The organism is Scytonema hankhaensis NUACC26 (assembly GCF_045865695.1).
Classification (GTDB): Bacteria; Cyanobacteriota; Cyanobacteriia; order Cyanobacteriales; family Nostocaceae; genus Scytonema.
The window spans coordinates 16212-41563 of record NZ_BAACAP010000215.1 but is presented as its reverse complement, the minus strand read 5'-3'; the positions used below and the strand labels follow the sequence as shown (position 1 = coordinate 41563).

17 protein-coding genes and 2 pseudogenes are annotated in these 25352 nt (G+C 40.7%); 11 read left to right on the top strand and 8 right to left on the bottom strand.

Annotated elements, in window-relative coordinates; genetic code table 11:
• Nucleotides 1-26 precede the first annotated feature (26 nt).
• Both ACKTT2_RS28405 and ACKTT2_RS28400 read left to right on the top strand, forming a co-directional pair.
• A complete protein-coding gene (locus ACKTT2_RS28405; protein ID WP_407892916.1) occupies nt 27-1052 on the top strand; it encodes an NAD-dependent epimerase/dehydratase family protein in 1026 nt (341 codons plus the stop codon).
• Nucleotides 1053-1566: 514 nt separating this feature from the next.
• Nucleotides 1567-2169: a hypothetical protein gene (locus ACKTT2_RS28400; protein WP_407892914.1), complete on the top strand. Its 603-nt coding sequence runs from the start codon at nt 1567-1569 to the stop codon at nt 2167-2169.
• 176 nt (nt 2170-2345) lie between these two features.
• Here ACKTT2_RS28400 and ACKTT2_RS28395 read toward each other — a convergent pair whose 3' ends face one another.
• The gene (locus ACKTT2_RS28395; RefSeq protein WP_407892912.1) at nt 2346-4316 is read right to left on the bottom strand and encodes an ATP-binding response regulator; all 1971 of its coding nucleotides are present in this window, start codon (nt 4314-4316) and stop codon (nt 2346-2348) included.
• Nucleotides 4317-4726: 410 nt separating this feature from the next.
• On the opposite strand from ACKTT2_RS28395, the gene ACKTT2_RS28390 reads away from it, so the two are divergent.
• A complete protein-coding gene (locus ACKTT2_RS28390; RefSeq protein ID WP_407892910.1) occupies nt 4727-8260 on the top strand; it encodes a DUF7379 domain-containing protein in 3534 nt (1177 codons plus the stop codon).
• Between the two features lie 338 nt (nt 8261-8598).
• Here the strand turns inward: ACKTT2_RS28390 and ACKTT2_RS28385 are convergent, their stop codons facing one another.
• The gene (locus ACKTT2_RS28385) at nt 8599-8982 is read right to left on the bottom strand and encodes a hypothetical protein (RefSeq protein ID WP_407892908.1); all 384 of its coding nucleotides are present in this window, start codon (nt 8980-8982) and stop codon (nt 8599-8601) included.
• A 23-nt stretch (nt 8983-9005) separates the two neighbouring features.
• On the opposite strand from ACKTT2_RS28385, the gene ACKTT2_RS28380 reads away from it, so the two are divergent.
• Nucleotides 9006-9557: an SAVED domain-containing protein gene (locus ACKTT2_RS28380; protein WP_407892983.1), complete on the top strand. Its 552-nt coding sequence runs from the start codon at nt 9006-9008 to the stop codon at nt 9555-9557.
• A 131-nt stretch (nt 9558-9688) separates the two neighbouring features.
• Complete coding sequence (locus ACKTT2_RS28375; protein ID WP_407892906.1) at nt 9689-10510, top strand: Rpn family recombination-promoting nuclease/putative transposase; 822 nt, start codon at nt 9689-9691, stop codon at nt 10508-10510.
• Between the two features lie 409 nt (nt 10511-10919).
• Here ACKTT2_RS28375 and ACKTT2_RS28370 read toward each other — a convergent pair whose 3' ends face one another.
• Nucleotides 10920-12389, bottom strand: coding sequence for a Uma2 family endonuclease (locus ACKTT2_RS28370; protein WP_407892904.1), 1470 nt, complete (start codon nt 12387-12389; stop codon nt 10920-10922).
• Nucleotides 12390-12539: 150 nt separating this feature from the next.
• Nucleotides 12540-12719 (bottom strand): annotated as a pseudogene (gene yidD / locus ACKTT2_RS28365) (membrane protein insertion efficiency factor YidD); the annotation flags it as partial.
• A 206-nt stretch (nt 12720-12925) separates the two neighbouring features.
• Here yidD and chlP point away from each other — a divergent pair.
• A complete protein-coding gene (gene chlP, locus ACKTT2_RS28360) occupies nt 12926-14146 on the top strand; it encodes a geranylgeranyl reductase (RefSeq protein ID WP_407892902.1) in 1221 nt (406 codons plus the stop codon).
• A gap of 487 nt (nt 14147-14633) precedes the next feature.
• Nucleotides 14634-15386 (top strand): choice-of-anchor K domain-containing protein, encoded by a 753-nt coding sequence (locus tag ACKTT2_RS28355; protein WP_407892900.1) that lies wholly within the window; start codon nt 14634-14636, stop codon nt 15384-15386.
• A gap of 167 nt (nt 15387-15553) precedes the next feature.
• Here ACKTT2_RS28355 and rpaA read toward each other — a convergent pair whose 3' ends face one another.
• Nucleotides 15554-16300 carry a two component system response regulator RpaA gene (rpaA, locus tag ACKTT2_RS28350; protein WP_017743794.1) on the bottom strand — a complete coding sequence of 249 codons (747 nt, stop codon included), beginning with the start codon at nt 16298-16300 and terminating at the stop codon, nt 15554-15556.
• A 156-nt stretch (nt 16301-16456) separates the two neighbouring features.
• On the opposite strand from rpaA, the gene ACKTT2_RS28345 reads away from it, so the two are divergent.
• Complete coding sequence (locus tag ACKTT2_RS28345) at nt 16457-17557, top strand: YheT family hydrolase (protein ID WP_407892897.1); 1101 nt, start codon at nt 16457-16459, stop codon at nt 17555-17557.
• A gap of 49 nt (nt 17558-17606) precedes the next feature.
• Nucleotides 17607-18047 (top strand): annotated as a pseudogene (locus ACKTT2_RS28340) (WD40 repeat domain-containing protein); the annotation flags it as partial.
• 327 nt (nt 18048-18374) lie between these two features.
• On the opposite strand, the gene ACKTT2_RS28335 reads toward ACKTT2_RS28340, so the two are convergent.
• The gene (locus tag ACKTT2_RS28335) at nt 18375-19322 is read right to left on the bottom strand and encodes an NAD-dependent epimerase/dehydratase family protein (protein ID WP_407892895.1); all 948 of its coding nucleotides are present in this window, start codon (nt 19320-19322) and stop codon (nt 18375-18377) included.
• 585 nt (nt 19323-19907) lie between these two features.
• On the opposite strand from ACKTT2_RS28335, the gene purD reads away from it, so the two are divergent.
• Together purD and nblS are read left to right on the top strand one after the other, a co-directional pair.
• On the top strand, nt 19908-21182 hold the full coding sequence (gene purD / locus ACKTT2_RS28330) for a phosphoribosylamine--glycine ligase (protein ID WP_407892893.1): 1275 nt from the start codon (nt 19908-19910) through the stop codon (nt 21180-21182).
• Between the two features lie 616 nt (nt 21183-21798).
• A complete protein-coding gene (gene nblS / locus ACKTT2_RS28325; protein WP_407892891.1) occupies nt 21799-23730 on the top strand; it encodes a two-component system sensor histidine kinase NblS in 1932 nt (643 codons plus the stop codon).
• A 175-nt stretch (nt 23731-23905) separates the two neighbouring features.
• Here nblS and trxA read toward each other — a convergent pair whose 3' ends face one another.
• Together trxA and rbp are read right to left on the bottom strand one after the other, a co-directional pair.
• Nucleotides 23906-24238 carry a thioredoxin gene (gene trxA, locus ACKTT2_RS28320; protein WP_407892981.1) on the bottom strand — a complete coding sequence of 111 codons (333 nt, stop codon included), beginning with the start codon at nt 24236-24238 and terminating at the stop codon, nt 23906-23908.
• Nucleotides 24239-24739: 501 nt separating this feature from the next.
• The gene (gene rbp / locus ACKTT2_RS28315) at nt 24740-25039 is read right to left on the bottom strand and encodes an RNA-binding regulator (RefSeq protein WP_038078962.1); all 300 of its coding nucleotides are present in this window, start codon (nt 25037-25039) and stop codon (nt 24740-24742) included.
• Between the last annotated feature and the right edge of the window lie 313 nt (nt 25040-25352).

Below are 25352 nucleotides of genomic sequence, written 5' to 3'. Positions count from 1 at the left end.
ACTCCCCTATTTCTTCAGAGGTTTTGATGAAAATTCTAGTTATTGGCGGTACAAATTTTATCGGTCCTCATGTTATACGCCATCTGTGTCAATTAGGACATGAGGTAACTGTATTTCATCGAGGACAAACCATCGCTGAATTACCGACAAATGTACGTCAGATTTTTGGCGATACCCTTCATCTCCAGAAGTTCAAAAGCCAATTTGAGGAAATAGCACCTCAAATTGTAGTCGATATGATTTTACTCACAGAACAAGATGCAGTGGCACTCATGAACACATTCAAAGGAATTGCCAAGCGTGTTGTTGCTATTAGCAGTATAGACGTATACCGTGCTTACAGCGTTCTTTTAGGACAGGAGTCTGAAGTCATTTCAGTACCATTGACAGAAAATTCTCCATTACGCCAACAACTTTATCCTTTTCGGGAAATGCCCGAAAGACCCCTCAATACACCAATAGATTACGAAAAGATTTTGGTGGAACGAGTAGTTATGTCAGAACCCACATTACCTGGAACAATTGTAAGGCTGCCAATGGTTTACGGTTCAAACGATCCCCTACGCCGTTTACATCCTTATTTACAAAGAATAGATGATAACCGCCCTGTCATTATATTAGAAGAAAGCTTAGCTCAATGGCGAGGTGCTTATGGATATGTTGAGAATGTAGCATACGCAGTAGCTTTAGCAATATGTCATGAAGAAGCGAGCGATCGCGTCTACCATGTTGCCGATCGAGAAGCCTTAAGTGAAGCCGAACGCATAGACAAAATTGGTCAATTAACAGGATGGCAAGGTCAAGTTTTGGCTGTACCCAAAGAAAAATTTCCCACTGAGTGGAAATTGACAGTTAATCCCAAACAACACTGGTTAATAGACTCAAGTCGCATCCGTGAGGAATTAGGATATACAGAAGTTGTATTTCCAGATGAAGCACTGTTAAAAACTATTTATTGGGAACGAGCCAATCCTCCAAAAAATTCTCATCAATCAGCATTTCCTTGGTTACTTGATTATGCAACTGAAGATGCAATATGGTGCTGCAATTGATGACTATATAAATAGCTTACTAACTTGAGTTTGAGCTTATGTTTTATCCCCCTTAGAAAGGGGGAAATGGAATTTCCAGTTCCCTCCCCTTTCCAAGGAAAATTATAAAGATCTATCTTATAATTTAATACAGGAAAATCGGATTTCCAGTTCCCTCCCCTTGGAAAGGGGAGGGTTAGGGTGGGGTACATTCGGCGTGTACGCGATAGCTTTTTAAGAATGGCTAAGAAGGATCTTGATACAACAGTAGACTTTACAAACAACCTCTAATAATAAAACCATCAAAAACAGTAGCTTGAAACACACTTCATCAAATCTTAAAAATTATTAAACAATAAATGTAAATTCAAATAATATCAATTTATACTGTTATTCAACAAGAGCTTTTATAAAGAGAAAAAATTAAATATTCTCCGGAGCAAGAAAGAACCAATGGAATAAAAAAGTAGAAGAGAGACATTTTAAAATCTTCAAGAAAAAAAGTGTCTCATTTTTTACTTATTAAGTTAAAAATATGCATACCCTTATTCATTGGCTTAGCGCATCCGCTATTCAAGCGTTTGCGTTTGTATCTTTTGTTGCCATAGCACAACAAAGTCCAATTCCGGAGCAACAAAAACCAATACAAAAACTTTGTTCCTTTGATACAGTAGAGAATTTATTGCCTCCCATAGCAAGCCAACAAAGTAGTTCGCCATTTGCTTATCTTGCACAACAAGGTTTTGTACAAGACGCAGAAGGTTCTTGGGTTTGTTACGTTAACGATTCAAAAAAAGAATGGCGTTACTATACTTTATTTAAAGTACAACAAATAGGTGAAAAACTCATTGCCACTTCTTTTTTAGAAAATGGTAATTGGGTAGATGGACAAGAAATCCGAAGCCTAAATTTATTTATGACCTTAATTGAGAAAAATATCCGTACAACTGAGGGCAATCGTCAAAGTATTCGCAACTACCTAGGAACTTTTATTTCTTTAGTTAAGCAAGGTAGGGTTCCACCTTTACCTCGTGGTTATCTTTTCGATCAACCAAATCGCGGTTTTGTGTCTTATCACTCCCTCGCTAGCGGAAAATTTAAAGGTACAGCCATTACGATCAATCTTAATATTAAATAGTTAGTTGTTAGTTATTAGTAGGTAGGGCATTGCCCACCACCAAGTCTTTTGGTGGGCAATGCCCACCCTACAGTACTCAAAATTATTTATAAATGATTTAGGATGGCTATAGTGGTTAGTAATTTTTTGTTAGTAGTTATTGCTTGTTATTAAGACTAACCACTATCTACTAACAACTAACCATTCAACACAAGCTGTAAATTACTTAACAAATCATCCAAAGAGAAAGGCTTCGGCAAAACAGTTGTGACATTATCTTTTAAAAATTTCAGCATCTCATGGTTCGATCCCAACCCGCTAAAACCAACTATCTTAATATTTGGATTAATTTTTCTTAAAATACGGATTGTTGTTGGTCCATCCATGGAAGGCATCATCATATCAATTAAGACAACGTTTATTTCGTGGATATGTTGCGTATATAGAGCGATCGCTTCCATCCCATCGCGAGCAACTAAAACTTTATAAGCATTTTTTTCTAACAAAGTTTTAGTCATTTCACAAATTGAGTCATCATCATCAACCACAAGAATCAACTCTCCATGCCCTAGCGGTAATTTCTCGTTATCTATTGTTAATGTATAGTCTGTTTCTACTGTTTGGTTTACTGGTAAATAGATCTGAAATTCCGTTCCTTTTCTTACCTCACTTTTCACGCTCGCAAATCCCTCATGGCTTTTAACAATACCCATCACTGTGGATAACCCAAGCCCCGTACCTTGCCCAACTTCTTTTGTTGTGAAAAAAGGTTCAAAAATTCTGTCTATAATTTCTTTGGGAATACCTATTCCCGTATCAGTTACTGCGATCGCAACATAAGGTCCCACTTTAGCATCCATATTTTTACGTGTATGCTCGGCATCTATCCAAACATTTTTTGCAGAAATTCGTAAAGTTCCACCTACTGGCATTGCATCGCGAGCATTTATACAGAGATTCATCAGAACTTGGTGAAGTTGAGTCGCATCACCACGAATACTCCAGAGGTTTGGTCTGGGAATATCTAAAACGATATTGATAGATTTAGGAAATGATTGCTTGATAATCTGCTCGACTTCTAAAATTAAATGCCTAACTTGTAAAGTAGCAAATTGTACTTCACTCCCTCGAGAGAAGTACAATACTTGTTTGACTAAATCTGCTGCCCGTCTTACATTATTTTCTAATAAAGCAATCCATTGCCGACTTTGCTCACCTGAAATTTTTGTTTCTAACAGTTGAATTATCATCATCATTGGGGTTAGGGTATTGTTGAGATCGTGGGCAATTCCACTTGCTAGAGTTCCCAAACTTTCCATGCGTTGCGCTTGCAGAAATTGTGCTTCTAGTTGTTTCTTCTCTGTTATATTGGTGTTGACAGTCAAGATAGAATTAGGCTGTCCTTCTATATTATCAATCGATGTCCATCGGCTAGCAACAATAATTGAGTTTCCTGTTTTTGTCACTTGATGTAGCTCACCCTGCCAAGAACCAGTCTCTGCCAAAGTTTGTTGGATATTATCGAGTTGAGAAAAAGTTTCCGATTTATACAAAACTTTACGAGCATTTTTACCAATAACTTCTTTGGCTGTCCATCCATAAAGATTTTCAGCCCCTTTATTCCAAAAACGAACGATCTCGTTTGTATCTCGAACAAAAATTGCATCTGTGGTAATATCAAGTAATGCAGCTTGTTCTTGAATTTTCTTTTCAGCTTGTTGGCGATCGCGAATTTCAGTTTCCAAACGAATATTTTGTTCTTGAAGTCTTTTTGTTAAATTTCTCAAGCTGAGATGAATTTTGACTCTTGCTAAAACTTCTTCATTTTCTAATGGCTTAGTAATGTAATCGACAGCCCCTAAACTTAAACCCTTAATCTTATCGGTTTTTTGTACCAATGCCGTTAGGAAAATGATAGGGATATCCTGAGTTGCTACATGACTTTTCAAACGGCGGCAAGTTTCAAAACCATCCATACTTGGCATCACAATGTCTAACAATATCAGATCTGGATAAGAAGTTTCCGCTATCTGTATTGCACTCTCCCCATCATCAGCTACTAAAACTTGAAAATCGTTATTTGATAGTAAAGCAAGCAAGATCTGTAGGTTGATAGGATTGTCATCAACGATAAGAATGGTGTTTTTTTCTCGATTACTAAGATTCATTGAATCCTCTAACAATTGATTTAAAAATTGTCAATTAATTTTTTTAGATTGATAATCATTATGTATAACAAGCATCAATTGCAGACGCTTGCTATTCAATTAATTTCTGACAACTCCCTTAGTTTTGTATTCATTACGTAATTGAAAGTTAAAATACTTAACGTTTAGTAAACTTAATTGAAGTGAGCGCTTACATATAAATCTTGTTTAATTTACATTAGACATCTCCAAAAAGTTAATTATGCATCACCCAAAAGTATTAGTAGGGGCGCGGCGGCCTTACGCCCTTACATCTCTTTCAGAGAGGTTTATAAATGAGTACCACTTCTTAATTCATTGTTAAAGCTGTGTTACTTAACACAGTACTTAGCAGATATTTAAAAACAAAAGTAATATTGGGGTAAACAGACATGGCTAAAAGTATTTACGCACTGCTTGTCGGTATAGATCGATACGACCCTAATTCAGTTTCCCAAGTTCCTTCATTACAGGGGTGTGTCAATGATATTGCAGCAGCGCAAGAATATCTAAAAGAACGAACAAAAGATGGTGAATGGCAATTGATAGAACCTTTGATTCTCAAGAACGAACAAGCGACTCGCGAAGCAATTATCAAAGGCTTTAAGGAGCATCTGTGTAAAGCTGACAGTAGTGATGTTGTGTTTTTCTATTATGCAGGTCATGGAGGTCAAGAAAAAGCTCCAGAGGAATTTTGGGTTTTAGAACCAGACCGTTTAAATGAAAGCTTGATTTGCTATGATAGCCGCACAGAGAATGGGAAAGACCTTGCAGATAAGGAGTTATCTTATCTCATCTCTCTAGTAGCAAAGAAAGAGCCTCATGTTGTCATTGTGCTTGATTGCTGTCACTCTGGTTCGGGAACGAGAGATTTAGCACCAGATGTGAGAGTGCGTCGCGGTCCCGTAGATAATCGAGAGCGGGATTTAAAGAGCTATTTATTTTATGAAGACCAAGCTGCATTGGACGAGATCTTAACGTCTTCTCGCAGTTTAAAAGAACAGAAAAAGACGACTGGTGTTGTTCTACCACCAAGAGGAAAGCATATCATGTTTTCCGCTTGTAGGGATTACGAGTTAGCTAAAGAGTATAAAGGCGATAACGGTGAACCAAGAGGAGTTTTTTCCTACTTCTTCCTGCAAACGCTTCAACGGACTAATGGTCAGATAACTTATCGAGATTTAGCTAGAAATATTAATGCAATTGTCAGTGGTAAAGTAAAGGAACAATCGCCACAAGTTGATGTAACCAATCCCCAAGAATTAAACCAGCCTTTCTTGGGTGGTGCTATTGGCGATCGCGATGTGTTCTTTGCCCTAACCTATAACAAGAATGAGAATGGTTGGGTCATTGATGGTGGGAGTCTACACGGTCTGAAAGCTTCTCAAGAAGCAGAAACTTTGCTGGCAATTTTTCCCATAACAGCTAATACAGAAGAGTTACGTAACCTTGATGCTGCTTTAGGGGAAGTAAAAGTCATCAAAGTACTTCCTCAACGGAGTAAAGTCCAAATTACCAAAGGTGAAGAAAAATTATCTAATAAAGAAAGTTATAAAGCTGTACCTATTAGCTTGCCATTTCCACCTTTAAAGATTTACTTTAAAACTAATGAAAGTGATGCTGTAGGTATAGAATTAGCACGGAAAGCCTTACAAACATCCGGACTGAGAAATCAACCTTCCTTGTATGTGCGTGAAGTAGAGCAAGCTACAGATGCCAATTACTATATAGTTGCCAATCAAAATCAGTACGGAATTTTACAACGTGAAGATTTAAGCCTAGCGATCGCTCCAATTCCAGAAGCTCCAAATCGCGAAGGTTACACATCCGAAATAGCTTCAGAACTCGTGACACGTCTAGAGCACATAGCCCGTTGGAAGAATGTTTTAGATCTCTCCACTCCTGCAACAAGCCGCATTAAACCTGATGATATAGAGATGGAGATTACAATTCTTTCAGGACAGCAAGAGTCGCCATCAAGTTCGGAATTGCGGGTAGAGTATACATATGACAGTAACAATAATGAGTGGCAAGGTCCAGTTCTTCTAGTTAGATTGAAAAATCGTAGTTTTAAAACTCTTTTTGCCAACATCTTACTGCTCTCAGAAGATTACGCAATCAATGCCGATCTGTTTGAGCAAAAAAGCAGTATCCGTTTAAGACCTAGCGATAGTGGAGAGGCTACATCTGTTGAAAGCGAACTCACTTTTTACATACCAGACGCATTTTTAGAACAGGGGATTACAGAGTATAAAGATATTTTCAAATTAATTGTCTGTACTACAGAATTTGATGCCAGTTTGCTACAGCAAGACGGATTAAATCCTCCCCCACAAGAGCGTTCATTAGAAGAGTATAGAGGAACTTTAGATCGGTTATTAGATGGAGTTCATACCCGCAATGCTGTGAGAGCACAAGGTAATTATGATGATTGGATGACAAAAGAGATTTCTGTCACTTTAATACGACCGCAAGACACCAGACAAATTAAATCTAATAGTAGTACTTCATTACAAGATGGTTTAGTTGAAGTACAACCCCATCCCAGCTTGCACGCGAAAGTAAATTTGACGACAGTACCCCAAGCAAGTCGAGATTTAGGTAACCTAATTTTGCCTGCTATACTACGTCAAGAACCCAGAGTTAGTCAATCTTTTGAGATTACAAGTAGCCGAGGAAGCGATCCGGGATTGAGCGCAATAGAGTTAAGCGATATCGAAGACTATACTGTCGTCAACAAAGATACTCCTTTGAAGATAGTACTTGACAAAGGTTTAGCAGAGGATGAATACCTCTTACCATTTGCTTATGATGGTGAGGATAAGTTTTTCTTACCTTTAGGACGGGGAAAAAGCACAGAAAACGGCAAAACGGAGATTGTTTTAGAACGTTTACCAAAACCAAGTACGAGCAGTCGTAGTTTGCAAGGTTCTATCAAAATTTTCTTAGAAAAAGTTGCTCATCAAAAATTTGGAACGCCGTACAGTTACCCTCGACTTTGCTCTGTAGTCAACGTTGACGATAAAGATAAGGTCACTTACGAAGGTGATAAGGAGAAAATTAAAGCACAAGTCGCTCAAGCACAAAAAATTATTCTCTTCATTCATGGTATTCTTGGGACTACACAAGGTAGTCTTTCCTCCATTAATAAAGCCAAAGTGACAGTTAATGGGCAAGAGCACATTTTGAAAGAACACTACGACCTAGTATTGTCATTTGATTACGAAAATCTTCAAACCACTATTGAAGAAAACGCAAAACTTTTAGAACAACGATTGCAAGAAATTGGATTGGGAGCTAATCATGGTAAAGAATTACATATAATAGCTCACTCTATGGGTGGTTTGATAGCTCGATGGTTTATTGAGCAAGAAAGTGGCAATGAAGTTGTACAACATTTAGTGATGTTTGGTACGCCTAACGGTGGTTCTCCCTGGCCTACCGTTCAAGATTGGGTATTTACAACTCTTAGTTTAGGGTTAAATCAGCTTTCATCCATTGTTTGGCCAACAAAAATTGTAGCTGCACTACTTGAACTTTTGGAAAATAACGATCTTTCTTTGGAGCAAATGCATCCAGACTCAGAATTTCTCAAAGCGATCGCATCCTCTGCAGATCCTCACGTTCCTTACACAATTGTTGCAGGTGACAGGTCATTAATACCAGAGGTTTTAGATGAGAAATCCGGTCAACTCCATCGATTAATGCAAAAGCTATTTGGTAAAGCAGTGGATAACGCAATTGATTTAGCGTTCTTTAAGCAACCCAACGATCTTGCCGTCAGTTTAGCTAGTATTACAAGTGTAAGTCGTGACAGAACACCGCCACCGAGAATATTAGAACCATATGTTGCATGCGATCACGTGACTTACTTTACTCTTCCGCCTGGGTTAGCAGCGCTATCAAGAGCGATCGGTGACCAGTGACCAGTGACCAGTGACCAGTGACCAGTGACCAGCGCTCGGTAGTCGATTCTCGTTCCCAGGCGGAGCCTGGGAATGCCTCTTCAGAGGCGGAGCCTCTTTTATTCACTTGAAGAACTCCGTTCTAACAGTACCATCTGGCATAATAGTGTTGCACAAGGTAAGATATTTTTTTAGACGTATTGACAAAATACACTTATTTTTAAGTTATTATTGCTCATATTTACGGCTTTGTGCCTAGATATGCGGAGGTTTTTAGAAGCGGCAGAAACCCTGGTTTGTATTGCTACTTAGTCTGTCCTTTTACTGATTAGTGCAGGATGGCGTCATCTGCCATATTCCTAACTTAACCTCTTACTCACCTGCTTATTTACCCATTCTGTTACTCTTTTATAAAATGTATCCTCTAAGAACAGCGCTTCTTTGAGGTTAGCTACAGACCTTTCTTGGCTGAATAGCAGTGCGGGTGGATGTGGTAATGGATGTGGGCGAGAACCGTTGAGTTCTTCTGTTCCAAAATATGCGTCAAAACAAAGTACTGCTTTTTCCTCATTCAAGGTTAGAGTAGCACTGGTGCGTAAGGTTTCCCCAAGCCACTCCGTCACACCCCACTCTCTCTCCCATTGATACGTTATTCCAGGTTCTGTAGACTCTACGATCGCGATCGTCGCTTCTCTACTTCTAGCATACTCAATTAGCAAAATGAGTGATTGTGCTGATACCATTTTAACTTTGTCTTAAGTGCAATCTGCATAGTATCATTAGCCACTCAAGAGTCAACAGTCAACTTTCAGCAGCAGTCGTCATTGGTCATGTTTTTCAAGATACCGGGGGATATACCTTGCAAGTAGAACAAAGAACCACAGGACAAAACGAATTGTGGCGATCGGATATTAGCCCATCAAATGCAAAGTTTAAAATTATCAAGGAAGTTGGCAAAGTTGGAGAACATCTTTTAGTGGCGTTGGGAATTACAGGTGATGCATCAAGAGATATAGAACAACTATGTAAAGATTCACCAATCCCATTCAGTGCTGTTATTTATGCAGAGCCAGAAGCTGGTACTGGAGAGAGAGCAATTAGTTCTAATGCAGATGCAACTGCACTCACAATTCATGCTAAAGAAATCATTCGCCAAGCTCGCAAAAAATACGGTGCAACCTGCACGCACTTAGTTCTGTATACTCCGATGAGTTTTTGTTTCTTCTTAGGTCAGCGATTAAGAGTCATTGGTGATGTCATTTGTTACGAGCATATTGCAGGAAACTACCAACCTTCAGTCAAACTTTGTACGGGTTAACAATTCAAAGGTACAGAGTTTCTCAACCAACCCTGCACTATTTTTTTATTCAGTCTGGTTGTAATTGAAACAAGATGATGGTATCGTAAAAGACAATTTTCGCTAACTTACCATAAGCATAGGAGTTACTTGTGAGACGCGATGCCATTTTTTATACAATTTTCAAGCGGTCTCCCAGATTGTTGTTTGAATTGGTAGAACAACCACCACGCACTGCTGAAAGTTATCGTTTTGAATCCGTAGAGGTCAAAGAACCCACCTTTAGAATTGATGGTGTGTTTTTACCGCCACCAGATACTTCACCTCAAACTATTTTTTTTGCCGAAGTTCAATTTCAGAAAGATGATTTGCTGTACCATCGCTTCTTTTCAGAATCGCTACTATACCTATATCGCAATCCATCACTGTATGATGATTGGTACGGGGTGGTAATTTTCCGCTCTCGCAGTCTAGAACCGCAAAAGACCAATCTCCATCGGTCACTCATCAATAGTTCACAAGTTCGACGTATCTATTTAGATGAATTAGGCAATCCCGAAGAGCAACCAGTCGCAATCAGCTTGCTACAATTGACTATAGCGTCGGAAGCGCAAATGGTAACACAAGCAAAACAATTAATTGAGCGGGTCAGGGCTGAAGAGCCGACCATATTACCGAAGGATGACATATTAGACGTAATCACAACCATCGCTGTTTACAAGTTTATTAATCTAAGTCGTGTTGAGGTGGAAGCTATGTTAGGAATTGATTTAGAGCAAACCAGAGTTTATCAAGAAGCGAAAGCAGAAGGTCGCCAAGAGGGTCGCCAAGAGGGTCGCCAAGAAGGTCGCGAAGCATTAAAATTGGAACTGGTACCGCGAATGTTAGCACGTGGGATGACACAACAAGAGGTAGCAGATTTACTAGGATTAACCCTTGCACAAGTCCGACAAATTTCCCAAGAAGAATCTTAAGAACTACTGAGGCTAAAGGCGTTATTCGCGACAATATTATTTGAAAAAATAATAATTTAGGAAGGATTGATACTTAAAAAATTTGTGCTGGTGTAATTTGATTATGCCTTAATGGCATTTAAAAGAATTCAGCAAGAAAAGTCCTTCGTCGTGCAACTTCTGTTCGTATTGACCAATTTTCTAGGTAAGTCCTATTTAGATATCCCTGGGAATGTATGGTTTTGAGCCACTCCTAAAAAATAAGCATTAAATAAGTTATAAAACTAACAATGTCCCCAAAATTAGTACTTGAGAACAGATTAAGCAACGCCCTGGTTTTATTAAGCTGAACGAAAAACAGAGAAAATACGTATTTTATCCACTCAAAAAAGCAACTTCCGATACAACTTAAGAGGCAATTGCCCCCTCCTTAGATATCGACAAACTCCCTTGCGATCGCGTTTTCTTCCTCAACGGTCAAATATTCTTCGTCAGCTTCGATGAGTCTGATTTTTGGCTGTTTGCTCAAACTAGATAAAGCTTTGTAAATTTCGTAACCTTTCATGTCTGGTACATCCCAAACAACCAAGGTTATACCCGACCAATAATTTAGCGGTGTAGGACGAACCAAATCACCAATAACCGCAATTCGTTTGATGTCATAATTGCTACGTAAAAGATGGGCGGCTTGACGTGCTAATTCCCACCATTGTGCTTTTCGCTTGTCGTCCTGCTGTTCGAGCAAAAAACGCTCTTCGATCGCACTTATCCAAGCTTTTGGTTGTAACACTCTGATGCTACTTGTTAAACCAAACGTCATTAACAGCATTCCAAGTAAATTGCGAATACCTGCTTCTCCTCCAATTTGAGGTCTACCGTCCCAAAATTCAAACTTTGCTTCTGGTGACCAGCAAATATATTGCTCGAAGCTAACGGTTGTTGGTTCGAGTTGTAAGTTGGGGTTAAACGTTAAACGACCCCAACCCAAACCATCATCTATACTTGGAATTTTACGAAAAGGTTGTTCGGGAACCTCCAGGGTAAATAGGGTTTGATGCAACCGACCTCGATACCAATCTTCTTCACACCAAAGTTGTTCTGGATGGAAAACCAAACCTGGGATGCTACTTGGACGATAGCAATTATCTCCATCCAGGGAACGCGCCTGGTAAACTCCATCAGTCAAACCCAAAAACTCTGTTTGTTGTGTTTTTGGGTCAATCAGCCAATATTCCGGTACTCCAGAAGCAGCGTAGATATCGCGCTTGAGAATACGATCGCTATATTCGTGACCAGGACGTAGAATTTCTATCACCAGTTCTGCTGGTCCGTTGAGATACCAAGAATGGAGTTGATTGTGGTGCTTGCCAGTACAAAATAGCACATCTGGTGTTAACCCCTTATTCCCTAGACGCATGACAAAATCTCGACTAAAGTAATTCCCCCCAAGAAGTTCAGCTACTTGCCATAATCCAGTTGAGATGTGCTGACGGATGGCATTATGGTTATTTTCTTCACCTCTGTATCCCGCAGCTAGGTTTTCAGGTTGGTATGATTTGCTTGCAGAGATAACTATTGACTTTAAATTATTTAAACTTTCAATAATGTTGTTTGTGGGTTGAAAATTTGTCACACCAAAAGCTGCTGCGATCGCCAAAACCCATTTTTCCAGTGGTGCGAGTGCTACAGCAGCACTTGCACCCCAACCTTGAAGAATATGTCGCAGCAACAACCGACTTCCAACTATGCTGTTACCAACAATTAACCGCGAGTCAATTAATTCCAGCTTCCCTTCAACACCAAAATCTAGGAAATCATCGAACAATTCTCTGATTGTTGGATATCCATCGTCTGGGTTGAGATGTTGGTTGTCATCTTCTCTTGAGTTTTCTGCAACCATGATTTTTTAACTTGGGAAAGTAGTTTTTTAGTAACTATAATTTTATCCCAATCGAGATCTACTTTAAATTATCAAAGAAAAACATGTTAGAACTATATAAATCTATCGAGTAATTCTTTCACTTCTTCCGTAATTAGATACATCAGCGCTCGCATTCCGCAAACCTTCTCGAGCAATGACTCGCTTAATGTACTGCGAACAAGATTCTCCACCATAAAGAATCCGATGAGCACAACTAAACCCTTTGTGAGGAGAAATATGTTTTTGATACTGAGTAATTGCCGCAACACTAATTTGTCTGCTAACTGAGCCAAACACTGAGATATGCATAAATTGAGTTATGAAGCATAGATGTTTCCTAATTAACTATTCCCAATGCCCAATGCCCAATGCCCAATGCCCAGTTCCCAATTCATAATTTGGAGAAATATTAAGGAATATTGCATTTAGTTCAGAGATTTAGAGGAAAGCGCAAAATCAATCAAAAGACCGTGATACCATTCTTTCGGTAAATGACAAAGATTGGGAGAAGACCTTTGACACTACGGGTTGCTGTTGTTGGGTCAGGTCCAGCAGGTTCATCGGCTGCAGAAACATTAGCGAAAGCTGGAATTGAAACCTACCTATTTGAACGCAAGCTAGACAATGCCAAACCTTGTGGCGGTGCAATTCCTCTATGCATGGTCAGTGAATTTGACCTGCCCCAAAATATTATTGACCGTCGCGTGCGGAAAATGAAGATGATATCGCCTTCTAATCGTGAGGTGGATATTAATCTGGAAAAAGAAGAAGAATATATTGGAATGTGCCGTCGCGAAGTGCTAGATGGTTATCTACGCGATCGCGCCGCCAAACTAGGTGCAAATTTAATTAATGCCACTGTTCATAAACTCGATATTCCCGCAAACAATTCTGACCCTTATACCATCCACTACATAGAACATACAGAAGGTAGTGCTCAAGGAATTGCCAAAACCCTGAAAGTCGATTTAATTATTGGGGCAGATGGTGCTAACTCCCGCATTGCCAAAGAAATGGATGCAGGAGATTACAATTACGCGATCGCATTCCAAGAGCGAATTCGCCTTCCTCAAGATCGCATGATCTACTACGAAGATCTCGCTGAGATGTACGTTGGTGATGATGTATCTCCAGACTTCTACGCTTGGGTATTCCCCAAATACGACCACGTGGCAGTAGGCACTGGTACAATGCACGTGAATAAAGCGAGCATCAAGCAGCTACAAGCTGGTATTCGCGCTCGTGCTGCTAGAAAACTTGCAGGTGGCAAAATTATCAAGGTAGAAGCTCATCCCATTCCCGAACATCCTCGCCCCCGTCGAGTCGTGGGTAGGATTGCTTTGGTAGGTGACGCGGCGGGCTATGTAACTAAATCTTCTGGAGAAGGTATTTACTTTGCAGCCAAGTCGGGGCGGATGTGCGCTGAAACAATTGTCGAAATGTCCAATGGCGGTAGCCGCATTCCCACAGAAGCTGACCTTAAAGTCTATCTAAAGCGTTGGGATAGAAAGTACGGATTAACTTATAAGGTTTTGGATCTCCTACAGACCGTATTTTACCGTTCTGATGCTACACGTGAAGCTTTTGTGGAAATGTGTGACGATATAGATGTTCAAAGGCTAACTTTTGACAGCTATCTCTACAAGACAGTTGTACCAGCTAATCCCTTCACTCAGCTAAAAATTACTGCTAAGACTATTGGTAGCTTGCTTCGCGGTAATGCTCTAGCTCCTTAATAAGGTGATGGGAGGCGAAATTTTCCTCTACTGTCTCTTGCTTTGTCAAACAAGGCAGTCGCGATGAAAAAATTTCATCATTGATTATAAAAAAGCTGAAGTAGGGTGGACATTGCCAAGCAACACCGTTAAACGGTTGGCAATGCCCACCCTACTCTCTATTTTCAAGCTAGACACCCACGGGCAGTTGCCGCTCTTCCCTCTACTTCCTACCCCCCTATTATTTTATTTTTTATAACAGCAAAAAAATATACTTATTCCAGATAGTGAGTAAAAAATAGATAAAACAGCTTAAGATCTGGTTAAAAAGCTAATAGGATAGTCATAATTAACTATTTAAAAAAAATTAAATTTGCTAAGAATTAGCAAAGCTAATATAAAGTTTTTATGAAAATCTGTAAAATTATTGTCATTCTCTCCGTAAATTTACTAATGTGGACTGGATGCTTACTTAAAACCAGCTCCTGGGTAGGAGTAAGGCTTAACCATGAAACTCACTTCAGTACTCACTACTGCTGTGTCTGCTTTAGCTGTGAGTGTCATCACAGCTCTTGGTTTCTCCAGTCAAGCTCTAGGTTTATCTATTACAGGTAAATCAAGTGGAACTTGGGGACAACCCATTAATTATCCAGGGAGCGCAAATACCGACCCACACTACACAGGTGTGGGAACCAGTACTTTTAAGTGGGGGGATAGTCAACCAAACCAACCAATTTACGGAACACCTGCAAATGAAATGTCCTTTACAGGGAATCCATTTCAAGCAAAAGATGGCATGCCATTTAAGATAGGCGATCTAACGTACTATAATGGAACAGTTCCTCAAGGAACTAATGTGGATTCTGTATCATTAAGTGTCGCTCTATTGTTCTCAGAGCCATTTTCATTCTCTGAGGTCTTCAAATACGAGTTGGAGTTAGAAAACACAACTAATGAGGGCGATCCAGAGAAAGACGCGGATTCTGTCATTGTTAAAAACACTTTTAGCGATCGCAGTTTTAGTTTTGGAGGAGATGACTATCTTCTGGAACTCATTGGCTTCAGCCAAGATGGCGGTAACACAGCCGTCAGAAAGTTTCGTGTCTACGAAAATCAAAACATTACAGCAGGTGTTTACGCTCGAATGACTCGGATTGCACCACCGAGACAAGTTCCCGAACCCACGAGTCTTGCTGGTTTATCATTAATAAGCATCTACCTTTTATCCCGTAGGAATAAAACCTTAAGGAATAAAAATTAATAATCTCAGGGTCTATTTAGTATTGTGGTAGCAAAACTACCACGGCACTGATAATTCTATAGCGAGGGTAATGGGGTCAATTTTGCCCTCTGTCTCATACAGAGACAGCGCCCTCGCTTGTTACGTTTAAAACGCAATAGGTGAAGACGCTGGTCACTGGTCACCGATCACTGGTCACTGGTCACTGTAGAAGCACCTTCAGTTGATTGAGGTGCGCTTGGCAGTTCCAAGCAATAACCCGCACCATACACAGTTTTGATGTAGCGAGGATGACGGGGATCGGGTTCTAACTTAGTTCTGAGGTGACGAATGTGTACGCGAATGGTTTCAATATCGTCATCCGGATCGTAACCCCAAACTTCTCGAAGAATTTCGCTAGGAGAAACTGTCTGTCCGTGGCGTTGAAGGAGACAGTGCAGTAGCTCAAACTCCAGATGAGTTAATTTCACCGTTTGACCAAACCATATCGCCTCAAAACGTTCTGGAACTAAAGTTAGAGGTCCGTAATTCAAAATTTCACTGTGCTTGGCGGCTTGAGGAATCCGGTCAGTACGCCGCAATAACGCTCGCACCCGTGCCAGCATTTCTTCGACTTCAAAGGGCTTGGTCAGGTAATCATCTGCGCCAGCATTAAAACCTTCCACCTTATCCTGTGTTTGGCTTAAAGCCGTCAGCATCAGCACGGGGATTTCAGCAGTGCGCTCATCCCGACGCAGGCGCTGGCAAACAGTGAATCCATCGACTCTCGGCAACATGAGATCCAGCATGATCAAGTCTGGTTGTAGCTGGAGAGCTAGTGCTTGACCTTTGATGCCGTCCTCGGCTTGGCTAACGTCGTAACCAGCCATCTCTAGGTTGACGGCTACGAGTTCTGAAATTGCAGGGTCGTCGTCTATGACAAGAATCCTCGGCATTATTAAAAAATTATTACTACTTATTAAGGATAAATAAGAACCTTTGGTAGATACAAAGATTGCTTTCCTGATTATAAAAAATAATTTAAATCTAACATAAAGATTAAAATTAAAGATTGTAAAACTAAATCTAAACTATACTAGATTCTTTATACCATGCGTTATCCCTCTTACAGTCCCTCGTGGTTCTTGCAAAATGGTGTGGTTATGACCGTTTATGCCGCTTTGCAAGGTGCGCGTTATTGGGAAAGCACGATCCGAGACCCAGAGCCGCTTTATCAGGAAATGATTTTTACAGGGGCGCAAGGAGTACCAATTTTTGGTAAGGTTGCCATTCCCAAAAATCCTCGTGGCACAATTGTTGGTACTTATGGGATTACAGGAGATTTGGACAATCAATGGTATCTCAAGATTTTAGGACGTAAAGCATATGCCCAAGGGTATGCAGTAGTATTGTTTGATTGGCGTGCTCATGGCAAAACAGCAGAATTGTCTCCAACGCTAACGAGTGATGGGTTGTACGAAGGAGAAGATTTCGCCCGCATTGCCGCCACTGCTAAACAGATGGGATGTCCCGGACGATTTTGGTTTACCGGGTACTCTTTAGGTGGACAGTTGGCACTGTGGGCTGTGAAAGCTGCTGTAGATCTTGCCAAAGAATATCCGAGCTTGGGGCTAAAAGATTGCGATATCGGCGGTGCAGCAGTCATTTGCCCGAATTTGGACTCTCGGCGATCGCTCGCTTATCTGGTCAAGCATCCTTTGGGGAGGCATCTCGAACGAGCAATTTCGCGGGCATTAGAAAAACTTGCACGGAAAATTCATGAAGCTCATCCTGGAACTCTTGAACTTGAGGCGATTAAGCGAGCTAACAGCATACGGGGCTTTGATGAGGAATTAATCGTTCAGCGATTAGGCTTTCCTACAGTAGAAGCTTACTACGATGCTAGCAGTGCTTTGCCAATACTACCACATCTTACTAAACCCACGCTCATCATATACGCTGAAGACGATCCCTTTTTTGAGCCTGCCATAATACCTGAATTACAAACAATTTGCCAGAGTAATAAGGCATTAGATTTGTTACTAACCCGTTATGGAGGTCATGTGGGTTACATCAGCAGTAAACGTTGCCAACGTCAGGCACAAGATCCAGATCCTTGGTGGGCATGGAATAGAACATTACACTGGTTGAACGAGAAAAACTGTTCTCAGTTAGCTGAAAATTTTCCTAACATTCATTATAAAAATTCTTAGCGAAATCCCGAAGTTTGATAATCGAAGAGTCGAATAAGGACACACAGCAGGTGTGCATAGCATCAGCATGACTCCAGACGGCAAGCAGCTTGTTTCTGCTAGTCGGGATAAAACCATCAAACTTTGGAGTTTGGAGTCTGGCAAGGAAATCACTACATTTGATGGACACACAGATAGGGTCATTGATGTTAATATTAGCCCTACTCCGCATACCAAAAAAGGCGTAATTCCAGACTTCAAGGTTGTCACGTCTATAACTCTTGCTGCAAGTCCACCCTCTGATTGCTACAGAACCACTGGAACTAAAGATTACCTAATTGAAACTGACACTCAACTTGAATCATCTCAAGTTGATGAACTACCAGTCATTAATGAACCAGAGACAACTACTGAGTCAAATAAATTTAACACAGGCAATACAACTATTGAGTCAAATGGAATTAATGAAAACTCTATACTCATCGATCCAACTCAATTAACTGAACCATAGTTCGCCCAACAACCCAGATCAAAGCACCAAGCGACCACTGGGTGCTTTGACTGTACCTCTGGTCTACCATCTATGGAAAAACTATGTCCCTTTCTACCGCTCAAAGGTTGGGGTGGGAGAAGTTGAAGAAATATGCACTTCAACCGTTTTAGTTTTTAGCAGTAAAAATCCTCCATCCGCTTCGTTAACTTTTTAGCTAAAAGCTTAGCAATTCAACGGTATCATAGCAGTACAGAGGATTTTAGTTTTGGGATTGTCCAGGGAGTAGGAGATATTCTTACATCATGGCAAGAATGTTTGATTGTGGCGTAATTTGTTGAGGAATCCCTAATACAATGACTTTACCCAATGCCATTCCTGAGCCAAGCCTTCAGCTAGAGAAACTTGAGGCTGGTAACCCAATATTCTCTTTGCTTTAGAGACATCTGCAGCTGTGTGACGGGCATCTCCCATAGCTTTTTCTACGTGGTTTCTCTTAATAGGTTTTCCAACAATTTCTTCCATGGTGTCTAAAACTTGAGTTAGCACAACTCGACTGCCACCGCCAATGTTAAATATTTCTCCTACTGCTTCAGGTGCAGTTGCTGCTGCTAAATTGGCTGCTACGGCATCACTCACAAAGGTAAAGTCTCGTGTTTGATAACCATCCCCATAGATAGGAATAGCTTCATCTGATAAGACAGATTTAAAAAACTTATGAAACGCCATATCCGGACGCTGCCTTGGACCGTAAACCGTGAAATAACGTAGCGCTACGTAAGGCACGCCAAAATTTTTGTGATAAAGTCGGCATAATTGCTCAGCGGCAAGTTTGGTAATACCGTAAGGAGAAACTGGTTTGGGGCATATCTCTTCATGAGTTGGTAGAGTCTCAGCGTCACCGTAGATGCTGGAAGTTGAAGCAAAAACTAGCCTTTTCAACTGTTTTGCATCCTTCGCTGCTTCCAACAGAATTTGTGTCGCACTGATATTACGTTCTGTGTACAGACGGAAACCTTGACCCCAACTTGCTCGAACGCCCGCTTGTGCTGCTTGATGGTAAACTACGTCAACATCTTTTAGAAGTGTTGACCAGTCTAAGGTGCGAATATCTTCCTCAATTAATGTAAACCCAAGGCGAGCGTGTAAGTGCGCGATATTCTTGCGTTTTAACGCTGGGTCGTAGTAATCATTAAATTCATCTATTCCAATGACTTCTTCACCTTGCTTCAACAAAGTATCTACAAGGTTGGAACCTATAAATCCAGCAACTCCAGTAACTATACTTTTAACCATGATTTGTACTTTTTTGGATACCGTTATTTATTTCAACTTCCAAGTTAATCTCTTCAGTCGTTAAACCGCCATCAATTTACAATTACTTTTTAATATTTGAGTTAGAAAATTATCAATTGATAAGAAGTCTATAATAGCTTTTACTTTCCACTGTCTTCAGGGAAATTATTGAAATTTAATATCTTAATATCATCAGTAAATTTACTTTTGATTTGCTGAAAAAATAAAATCAAAGACAATGTAAATACGTAAAATAACTGATACGATGCGTGGATTTTAGATTTTGCAGAAAGCAAGGTGAGCATTGCCTTGTGGTGCGGGCGAGACGCCGACCACAAATACAAGACGGGCGGGGACGCCCGTCCCACAAGATGGATAATTTATTTCTTGGGAATATCTGACTTATATCCTTCCGAAAAATAAGGGGCTTGCATAAGCATCCAAATTGGTGAAAAATTGTACGGCGAGTCGTCGTTACAGCGACCAGTGACCAGTGACCAGTGACTAGTATTAAATAGAACTGGTAATTCACTGATAACTGATAACTGATAACTGGTAACCGATCCCAAGCTTAAGAGGACATCAGTGAAAGTTTTAGTTGTAGGTAATGGGGGGCGGGAACACGCTCTTGCGTGGAAACTGTTACAATCAAAGCGCATCGAGCAGGTCGTGTGCGTACCGGGAAATGGCGGTACAGCAAGCATGAAACGCTGCCAAAACTTGTCTTTGTCTGTAGATGATTTTGAGGGAATCAGTCAGTTTGCCCAAACTGAGGGGATGTCTATAATTGTAGTCGGACCTGAAGTTCCGTTGGCAAAGGGAATTACAGATCGTCTTCAAGCCAAAGGTTTTATGGTTTTTGGTCCAAGTAAGGCAGGAGCGCAAATTGAAGCAAGCAAGGCTTGGGCAAAAGCACTCATGCAAGAAGCAAAAATTCCTACAGCACGCTCTGCTGTATTTACAGAGGTGGAAGCAGCAAAATCTTATGTTAAGGCACAGGGGGTACCGATTGTTGTTAAAGCGGATGGGTTGGCAGCTGGTAAAGGTGTTGTTGTTGCCGAAACAGTGGAACAGGCACATAAGGCAATTAATGCCATGTTTAGCGGGCAGTTTGGTAGTGCAGGACAATTTGTCGTTATTGAAGAGTTTTTGACTGGGCAAGAAGTTTCTGTTTTGGCATTGACTGATGGGATTTCAATTCGCCCTTTGCTACCGGCTCAAGATCACAAGCGCATTGGCGAGGGCGATACGGGAGAAAATACAGGCGGGATGGGTGTTTATGCACCAGCCCCTATTGTGACACCTGAGTTGATGGCAAGCATTCAGACAGCAGTTTTAGAGAAAGCGATCGCGACTTTAAGATCGAGAGGCATTGATTACAGAGGGGTATTATATGCTGGATTGATGATTAGCGCCCAAGGGGAATTTAAGGTGTTGGAATTTAACTGTCGTTTTGGCGATCCAGAAACACAGGCGATCCTACCACTTTTAGAAACACCCCTAGAAGAATTAATTCTTGCTTGCGTACAACAGCGCTTGAGTGAAATGCCACCTATTGTCTGGAAACAAGGAGTATGTGCTACGGTTGTTGCTGCTTCTGGTGGTTATCCAGGAAATTATGAAAAAGGAAAAGCGCTCGCGGGTATAGATCGTGCTGAAGCATCAGGAGCGATTGTATTTCACGCTGGCACTCAGTTCAACCAAGGGCAGTTAGTCACAGATGGCGGTAGAGTGTTAAATGTTACTGGAGTCGGAGAAGATTTTGATGCAGCACTCAACCAAGCCTACGCTGGAATACAACAGATTCATTTTGAGGGAATGTATTACCGACGGGACATTGGGTATCGGGTGAGGAAATAGGGATTGGGGACTGGCGACTGGGGAACTCGGGGCCCCCTCTGGGGATAAGGGGCAATGGGGACAAGGAAAACAAGGAAGACAAGGGGGAATGACTTATCTTCAACCCCCGCTTCCCCAATCGCCAATCGCCAATCCCTTCCTTATTTGTCAAAGAAACTGTTAATTTTGAGTAGTTAGGTTTATTTTCATTTGTAAATAAGTTTATGAAAACAAGAACTCCTCCCTACCGCTTTTAAAAATCTGTACAAACCTACCCACAAGTGGATAAACATGGACAATAAAAACTCAACGGTGTAAGTTACGCTACTCTAAGCGCCCGAAAGCTTGACTAATACCTGGCTTTTCGCTCGATATCAATCTTGACCTAAAGTACCCAGTTAGAGAGTCAATTTGACTGCTTTTTGTATTTATTTAGTTGTCAAAAACCAGTTTGTAGTACGTACTTGAACTTTTTCACAAGTTCTAGGCGTTACTAACCCGTACTGGTCAAACGTATACTGATACTATGTCAGTATACCTAAAAAGTCAAGTATTGGGTAAATATGTATAGAATTTAACGTACAGTGACTAACCCTAACCCCTAACCCCTAATCCCTTTTAATACGCTGAATTTAAGATGCTGGCTATTTTAAAAACAATCAAAGAAGCAATTGTCAATTGGTGGTCAGAGTTCACCCTCCAGACAAAGCTTTTAGCGGCTGCTACGTTAGCCGTGTCTCTGGTGATGAGTGGTTTAACCTTCTGGGCAGTCAATACAATTCAGCTAGATGCACGTCTAAACGATACGCGCTTTGGTCGGGATCTGGGGCTGTTACTTGCTGCTAACGTTGCTCCACTCATTGCCGAGCGCAATCTTACAGAAGTCTCACAATTTTCTCAACGCTTTTACAGCAGCACCTCCAGTGTACGTTATATGCTCTATGCCGATGAAAAAGGGAAAATTTATTTTGGTATTCCCTTTTGGGAACCAGAAGTGGAAACTTCCCTAGCTATCAAACGGCGCATACAGCTACCTGATGATTATGCTGCTGATGCTGATAAGCCAATGGTACGGCAACACCGCTCTCCTGACGGGGAAGTTACCGATGTGTTTGTTCCTTTGACGGTAGATGGCAAATATTTAGGCGTATTAGCCATTGGTATTAATCCTAACCCGGCTGCAGTCATCTCCACAAACTTCACTCGCGATGTCACCATTGCTGTATTTATCTCAATTTGGGTGATGGTGATTTTGGGAGGAGTGATTAATGCTTTAACCATTACTAAGCCCATAAAAGAGTTACTCGTAGGAGTCAAACAAATTGCTGCAGGAAATTTTAAGCAGCAAATAGATTTGCCCCTTGGAGGCGAGCTAGGGGAATTAATTCTTAATTTCAATGAAATGGCAGAACGCTTGGAGCGTTATGAAGAACAAAATATTGAAGAACTGACAGCAGAGAAAGCAAAACTCGAAACATTGGTTTCTACAATTGCCGATGGTGCCGTCCTTATCGATAATAATATGCAAGTCATTTTAGTAAACCCCACAGCTAGGAGGATTTTTAATTGGGAAGGTATTGAGGTTGTAGGAGAAAATGTTTTGCGTTACTTACCGCCTTCGGTAGAAATGGAAGTCAGGCGTCCTTTGTATGAAATGGCACTTGGAGAATGTGAAAGTGCAGAATTTCGCATTCTACTGAACCAACCTACACCAAGAACAATCCGCATTCTTTTAACAACGGTTGTTAACCAGCAACGGGAAAGTATTAAAGGGATTGCGATCACAGTTCAAGATATCACTCGTGAAGTGGAATTGAATGAAGCAAAAAGCCAATTCATCAGCAATGTTTCTCATGAATTGAGAACTCCATTATTTAATATAAAATCCTTTATTGAAACATTACATGAATACGGCGAAGATTTAAGTTCGATAGAACGTCGCGAGTTTTTAGAAACGGTTAATCACGAAACAGATAGGTTGACTCGCTTAGTCAACGATGTTCTGGATTTATCAAAACTGGAATCGGGTCGCAGGTACAATTTGGATGGAGTCGATTTGTCACAAGCAATTGAACAAACGCTTCGGACTTATCAATTGAATGCCAAAGATAAAGGAATTGAATTGATTCAGGAAGTCGCTCCTAAATTGCCGTTAGTTGTTGGTAACTACGATTTGTTGCTGCAAGTGTTAGCAAATCTGGTGGGGAATGCCCTCAAGTTTACCCAAGCAGGTGGAAAAGTTGCCATCCGCGCCTACCAACTCGAACCAAAAACGAATTCAAGCGATCGCCAGATATCTCAAGTTAGAGTAGAAATCTCCGATACTGGTATTGGCATTGCCCCAGAAGATCAAGAAGCTATTTTCGACCGCTTCTTCCGAGTAGAAAATCGAGTCCATACCCTAGAGGGAACTGGTTTGGGTTTATCGATTGTGAGAAATATTATGGAAAAGCATCATAGTAAAGTTCATTTGGTAAGCGAAGTTGGAGTTGGCACCACTTTTTGGTTTGACTTAGCAGTTTATGAAGAAGAAGCATCTCAAGTTGGGAAGTTGTCAACCGTAGCTTGAACTTTTACTACAGAATAGGCAAGTTTGACGTAAATCTTGCACTGGTGGGATGGTGCTCGCAGCTGGTTCCATAGAATAGATGGGTGGGGTCTTTGCGCTTAGGCTGGCTTTGTTTGTTTAGCCCCAAGCTTCTAGCCTGAAGGCAATATTGTGGAACAGCAATTCCTAAAACAAGTTAAAGAAGCTTCTCGATAGCGCTGCTGAACTGCTCATAAGGAGAAACCCCTATAATGGTTGTAGCTAACTCACTATCTTTAAAAATTAAAACTGCAGGAATGCTGCGAAGCCCAAATTTTTTGAAAATTGGCTTGTTGTTATCAATGTCTACTTTAATGACCTTAACGTGGCCTTTGTATTCCTCAGCAAGTCGATCCATCAAGGGACTAACAAGGCGACAAGGACCGCACCAAGTAGCAGTAAAGTCAACAACAACAACTTTTTCTTCACTTAAAAGAGTATCAAATTCGCTTTCTTGAACATAAGCCACTAAGTCGGTGTTACTAGACATTTTTATTTCCTCAGTATTAAACTCAAACTTTAAGAAAAACCAATATTGGACGTATGAAAAAGGCTCAAGCATTTTTGCCTGAGCCACTGCTAAATAAAATTAACGCTCTTCCATCATTTTTGCCAAAGAAGATTTGAAATCTGATTTTCATGTTACTCCCTTCCCGTTAGAAGATTACCTAATAGATGTAGGGTGAGCAATGCCCACCATTCTAATGTTGTGCGGCATAGCCCTACCTACAAAAATCGGTAATTTTACAGCGGAAAAGTAGTCCAAGTAGGCGGTGAATTTAGTCCCTACGGCGGGAAACCGGGCGTAGGGACTGGCTCTCTCGTTGGGTGAACCCGGAGGGACGAGCGTTTGTATCGCTGCTACTTCCAGTCGCCTCAATTATTCTCTCTAGAGTAATAAAAGAGCGTTAATTTGATAGAGCGATGAATTCCTTCAGTAATTCCCAGCTGGTTCGGGAGTGGTTAGGTCTTTGAGCTAAATTTACAAAGCTTAGTAGCGGTTACGAAAACTGCTGTTTCCCCGATTACCACCGAAAGAACCTCTTTCTTCTCTGGGCTTAGCCTTATTCACTTTCAAATCACGCCCCATCCACTCTGCACCGTTAAGCGCATCAATAGCAGCTGTTTCTTCAGCATCTGTACCCATTTCTACAAAACCAAAGCCGCGTAAACGACCTGTTTCACGATCTGTAGGTAGCTGAACTCGCTTGACAGAACCGTATTCTGCAAACACAGCATTCAGACTTTCTTCTGTAACTTCATAAGAAAGATTGCCTACATAAACTGACATACATTGTCTCCAAAATCATAAATGTGTGGAGATTTAAGCTTCGGAGAAAAGTTTGCCAATACCAAAAACAAAAAGCTTGTTAATACTAAAAACAAAAGCCGTTAACCGAATTAACTCTCATCTCTCATCATGGCATAGTAGATAACTTTACACAGAGGTAACGAGAAAACCGTTATATAAAGTTATATAAACAATTAATATCTAAGTAGTTAGGCGGAAATAAACAGAACTAGATTACAAAATACAGCGTTGACAGTGGCTACTTTACCAACATTATTGGTGGTTACTTTGACTACTTAATCGCTACCATGCA

What these genes read in the sequence shown, in the direction of transcription:
- ACKTT2_RS28345 (WP_407892897.1), top strand. Translation starts at nt 16,457, where the DNA reads ATGCGTTATCCCTCTTACAGTCCCTCGTGGTTCTTGCAAAATGGTGTG.
- rbp (WP_038078962.1), bottom strand. Translation starts at nt 25,039, where the DNA reads ATGTCAGTTTATGTAGGCAATCTTTCTTATGAAGTTACAGAAGAAAGT.
- ACKTT2_RS28405 (WP_407892916.1), top strand. Translation starts at nt 27, where the DNA reads ATGAAAATTCTAGTTATTGGCGGTACAAATTTTATCGGTCCTCATGTT.
- ACKTT2_RS28385 (WP_407892908.1), bottom strand. Translation starts at nt 8,982, where the DNA reads ATGGTATCAGCACAATCACTCATTTTGCTAATTGAGTATGCTAGAAGT.
- ACKTT2_RS28390 (WP_407892910.1), top strand. Translation starts at nt 4,727, where the DNA reads ATGGCTAAAAGTATTTACGCACTGCTTGTCGGTATAGATCGATACGAC.
- rpaA (WP_017743794.1), bottom strand. Translation starts at nt 16,300, where the DNA reads ATGCCGAGGATTCTTGTCATAGACGACGACCCTGCAATTTCAGAACTC.
- ACKTT2_RS28370 (WP_407892904.1), bottom strand. Translation starts at nt 12,389, where the DNA reads ATGGTTGCAGAAAACTCAAGAGAAGATGACAACCAACATCTCAACCCA.
- ACKTT2_RS28355 (WP_407892900.1), top strand. Translation starts at nt 14,634, where the DNA reads ATGAAACTCACTTCAGTACTCACTACTGCTGTGTCTGCTTTAGCTGTG.
- ACKTT2_RS28395 (WP_407892912.1), bottom strand. Translation starts at nt 4,316, where the DNA reads ATGAATCTTAGTAATCGAGAAAAAAACACCATTCTTATCGTTGATGAC.
- ACKTT2_RS28400 (WP_407892914.1), top strand. Translation starts at nt 1,567, where the DNA reads ATGCATACCCTTATTCATTGGCTTAGCGCATCCGCTATTCAAGCGTTT.
- trxA (WP_407892981.1), bottom strand. Translation starts at nt 24,238, where the DNA reads ATGTCTAGTAACACCGACTTAGTGGCTTATGTTCAAGAAAGCGAATTT.
- nblS (WP_407892891.1), top strand. Translation starts at nt 21,799, where the DNA reads ATGCTGGCTATTTTAAAAACAATCAAAGAAGCAATTGTCAATTGGTGG.
- ACKTT2_RS28335 (WP_407892895.1), bottom strand. Translation starts at nt 19,322, where the DNA reads ATGGTTAAAAGTATAGTTACTGGAGTTGCTGGATTTATAGGTTCCAAC.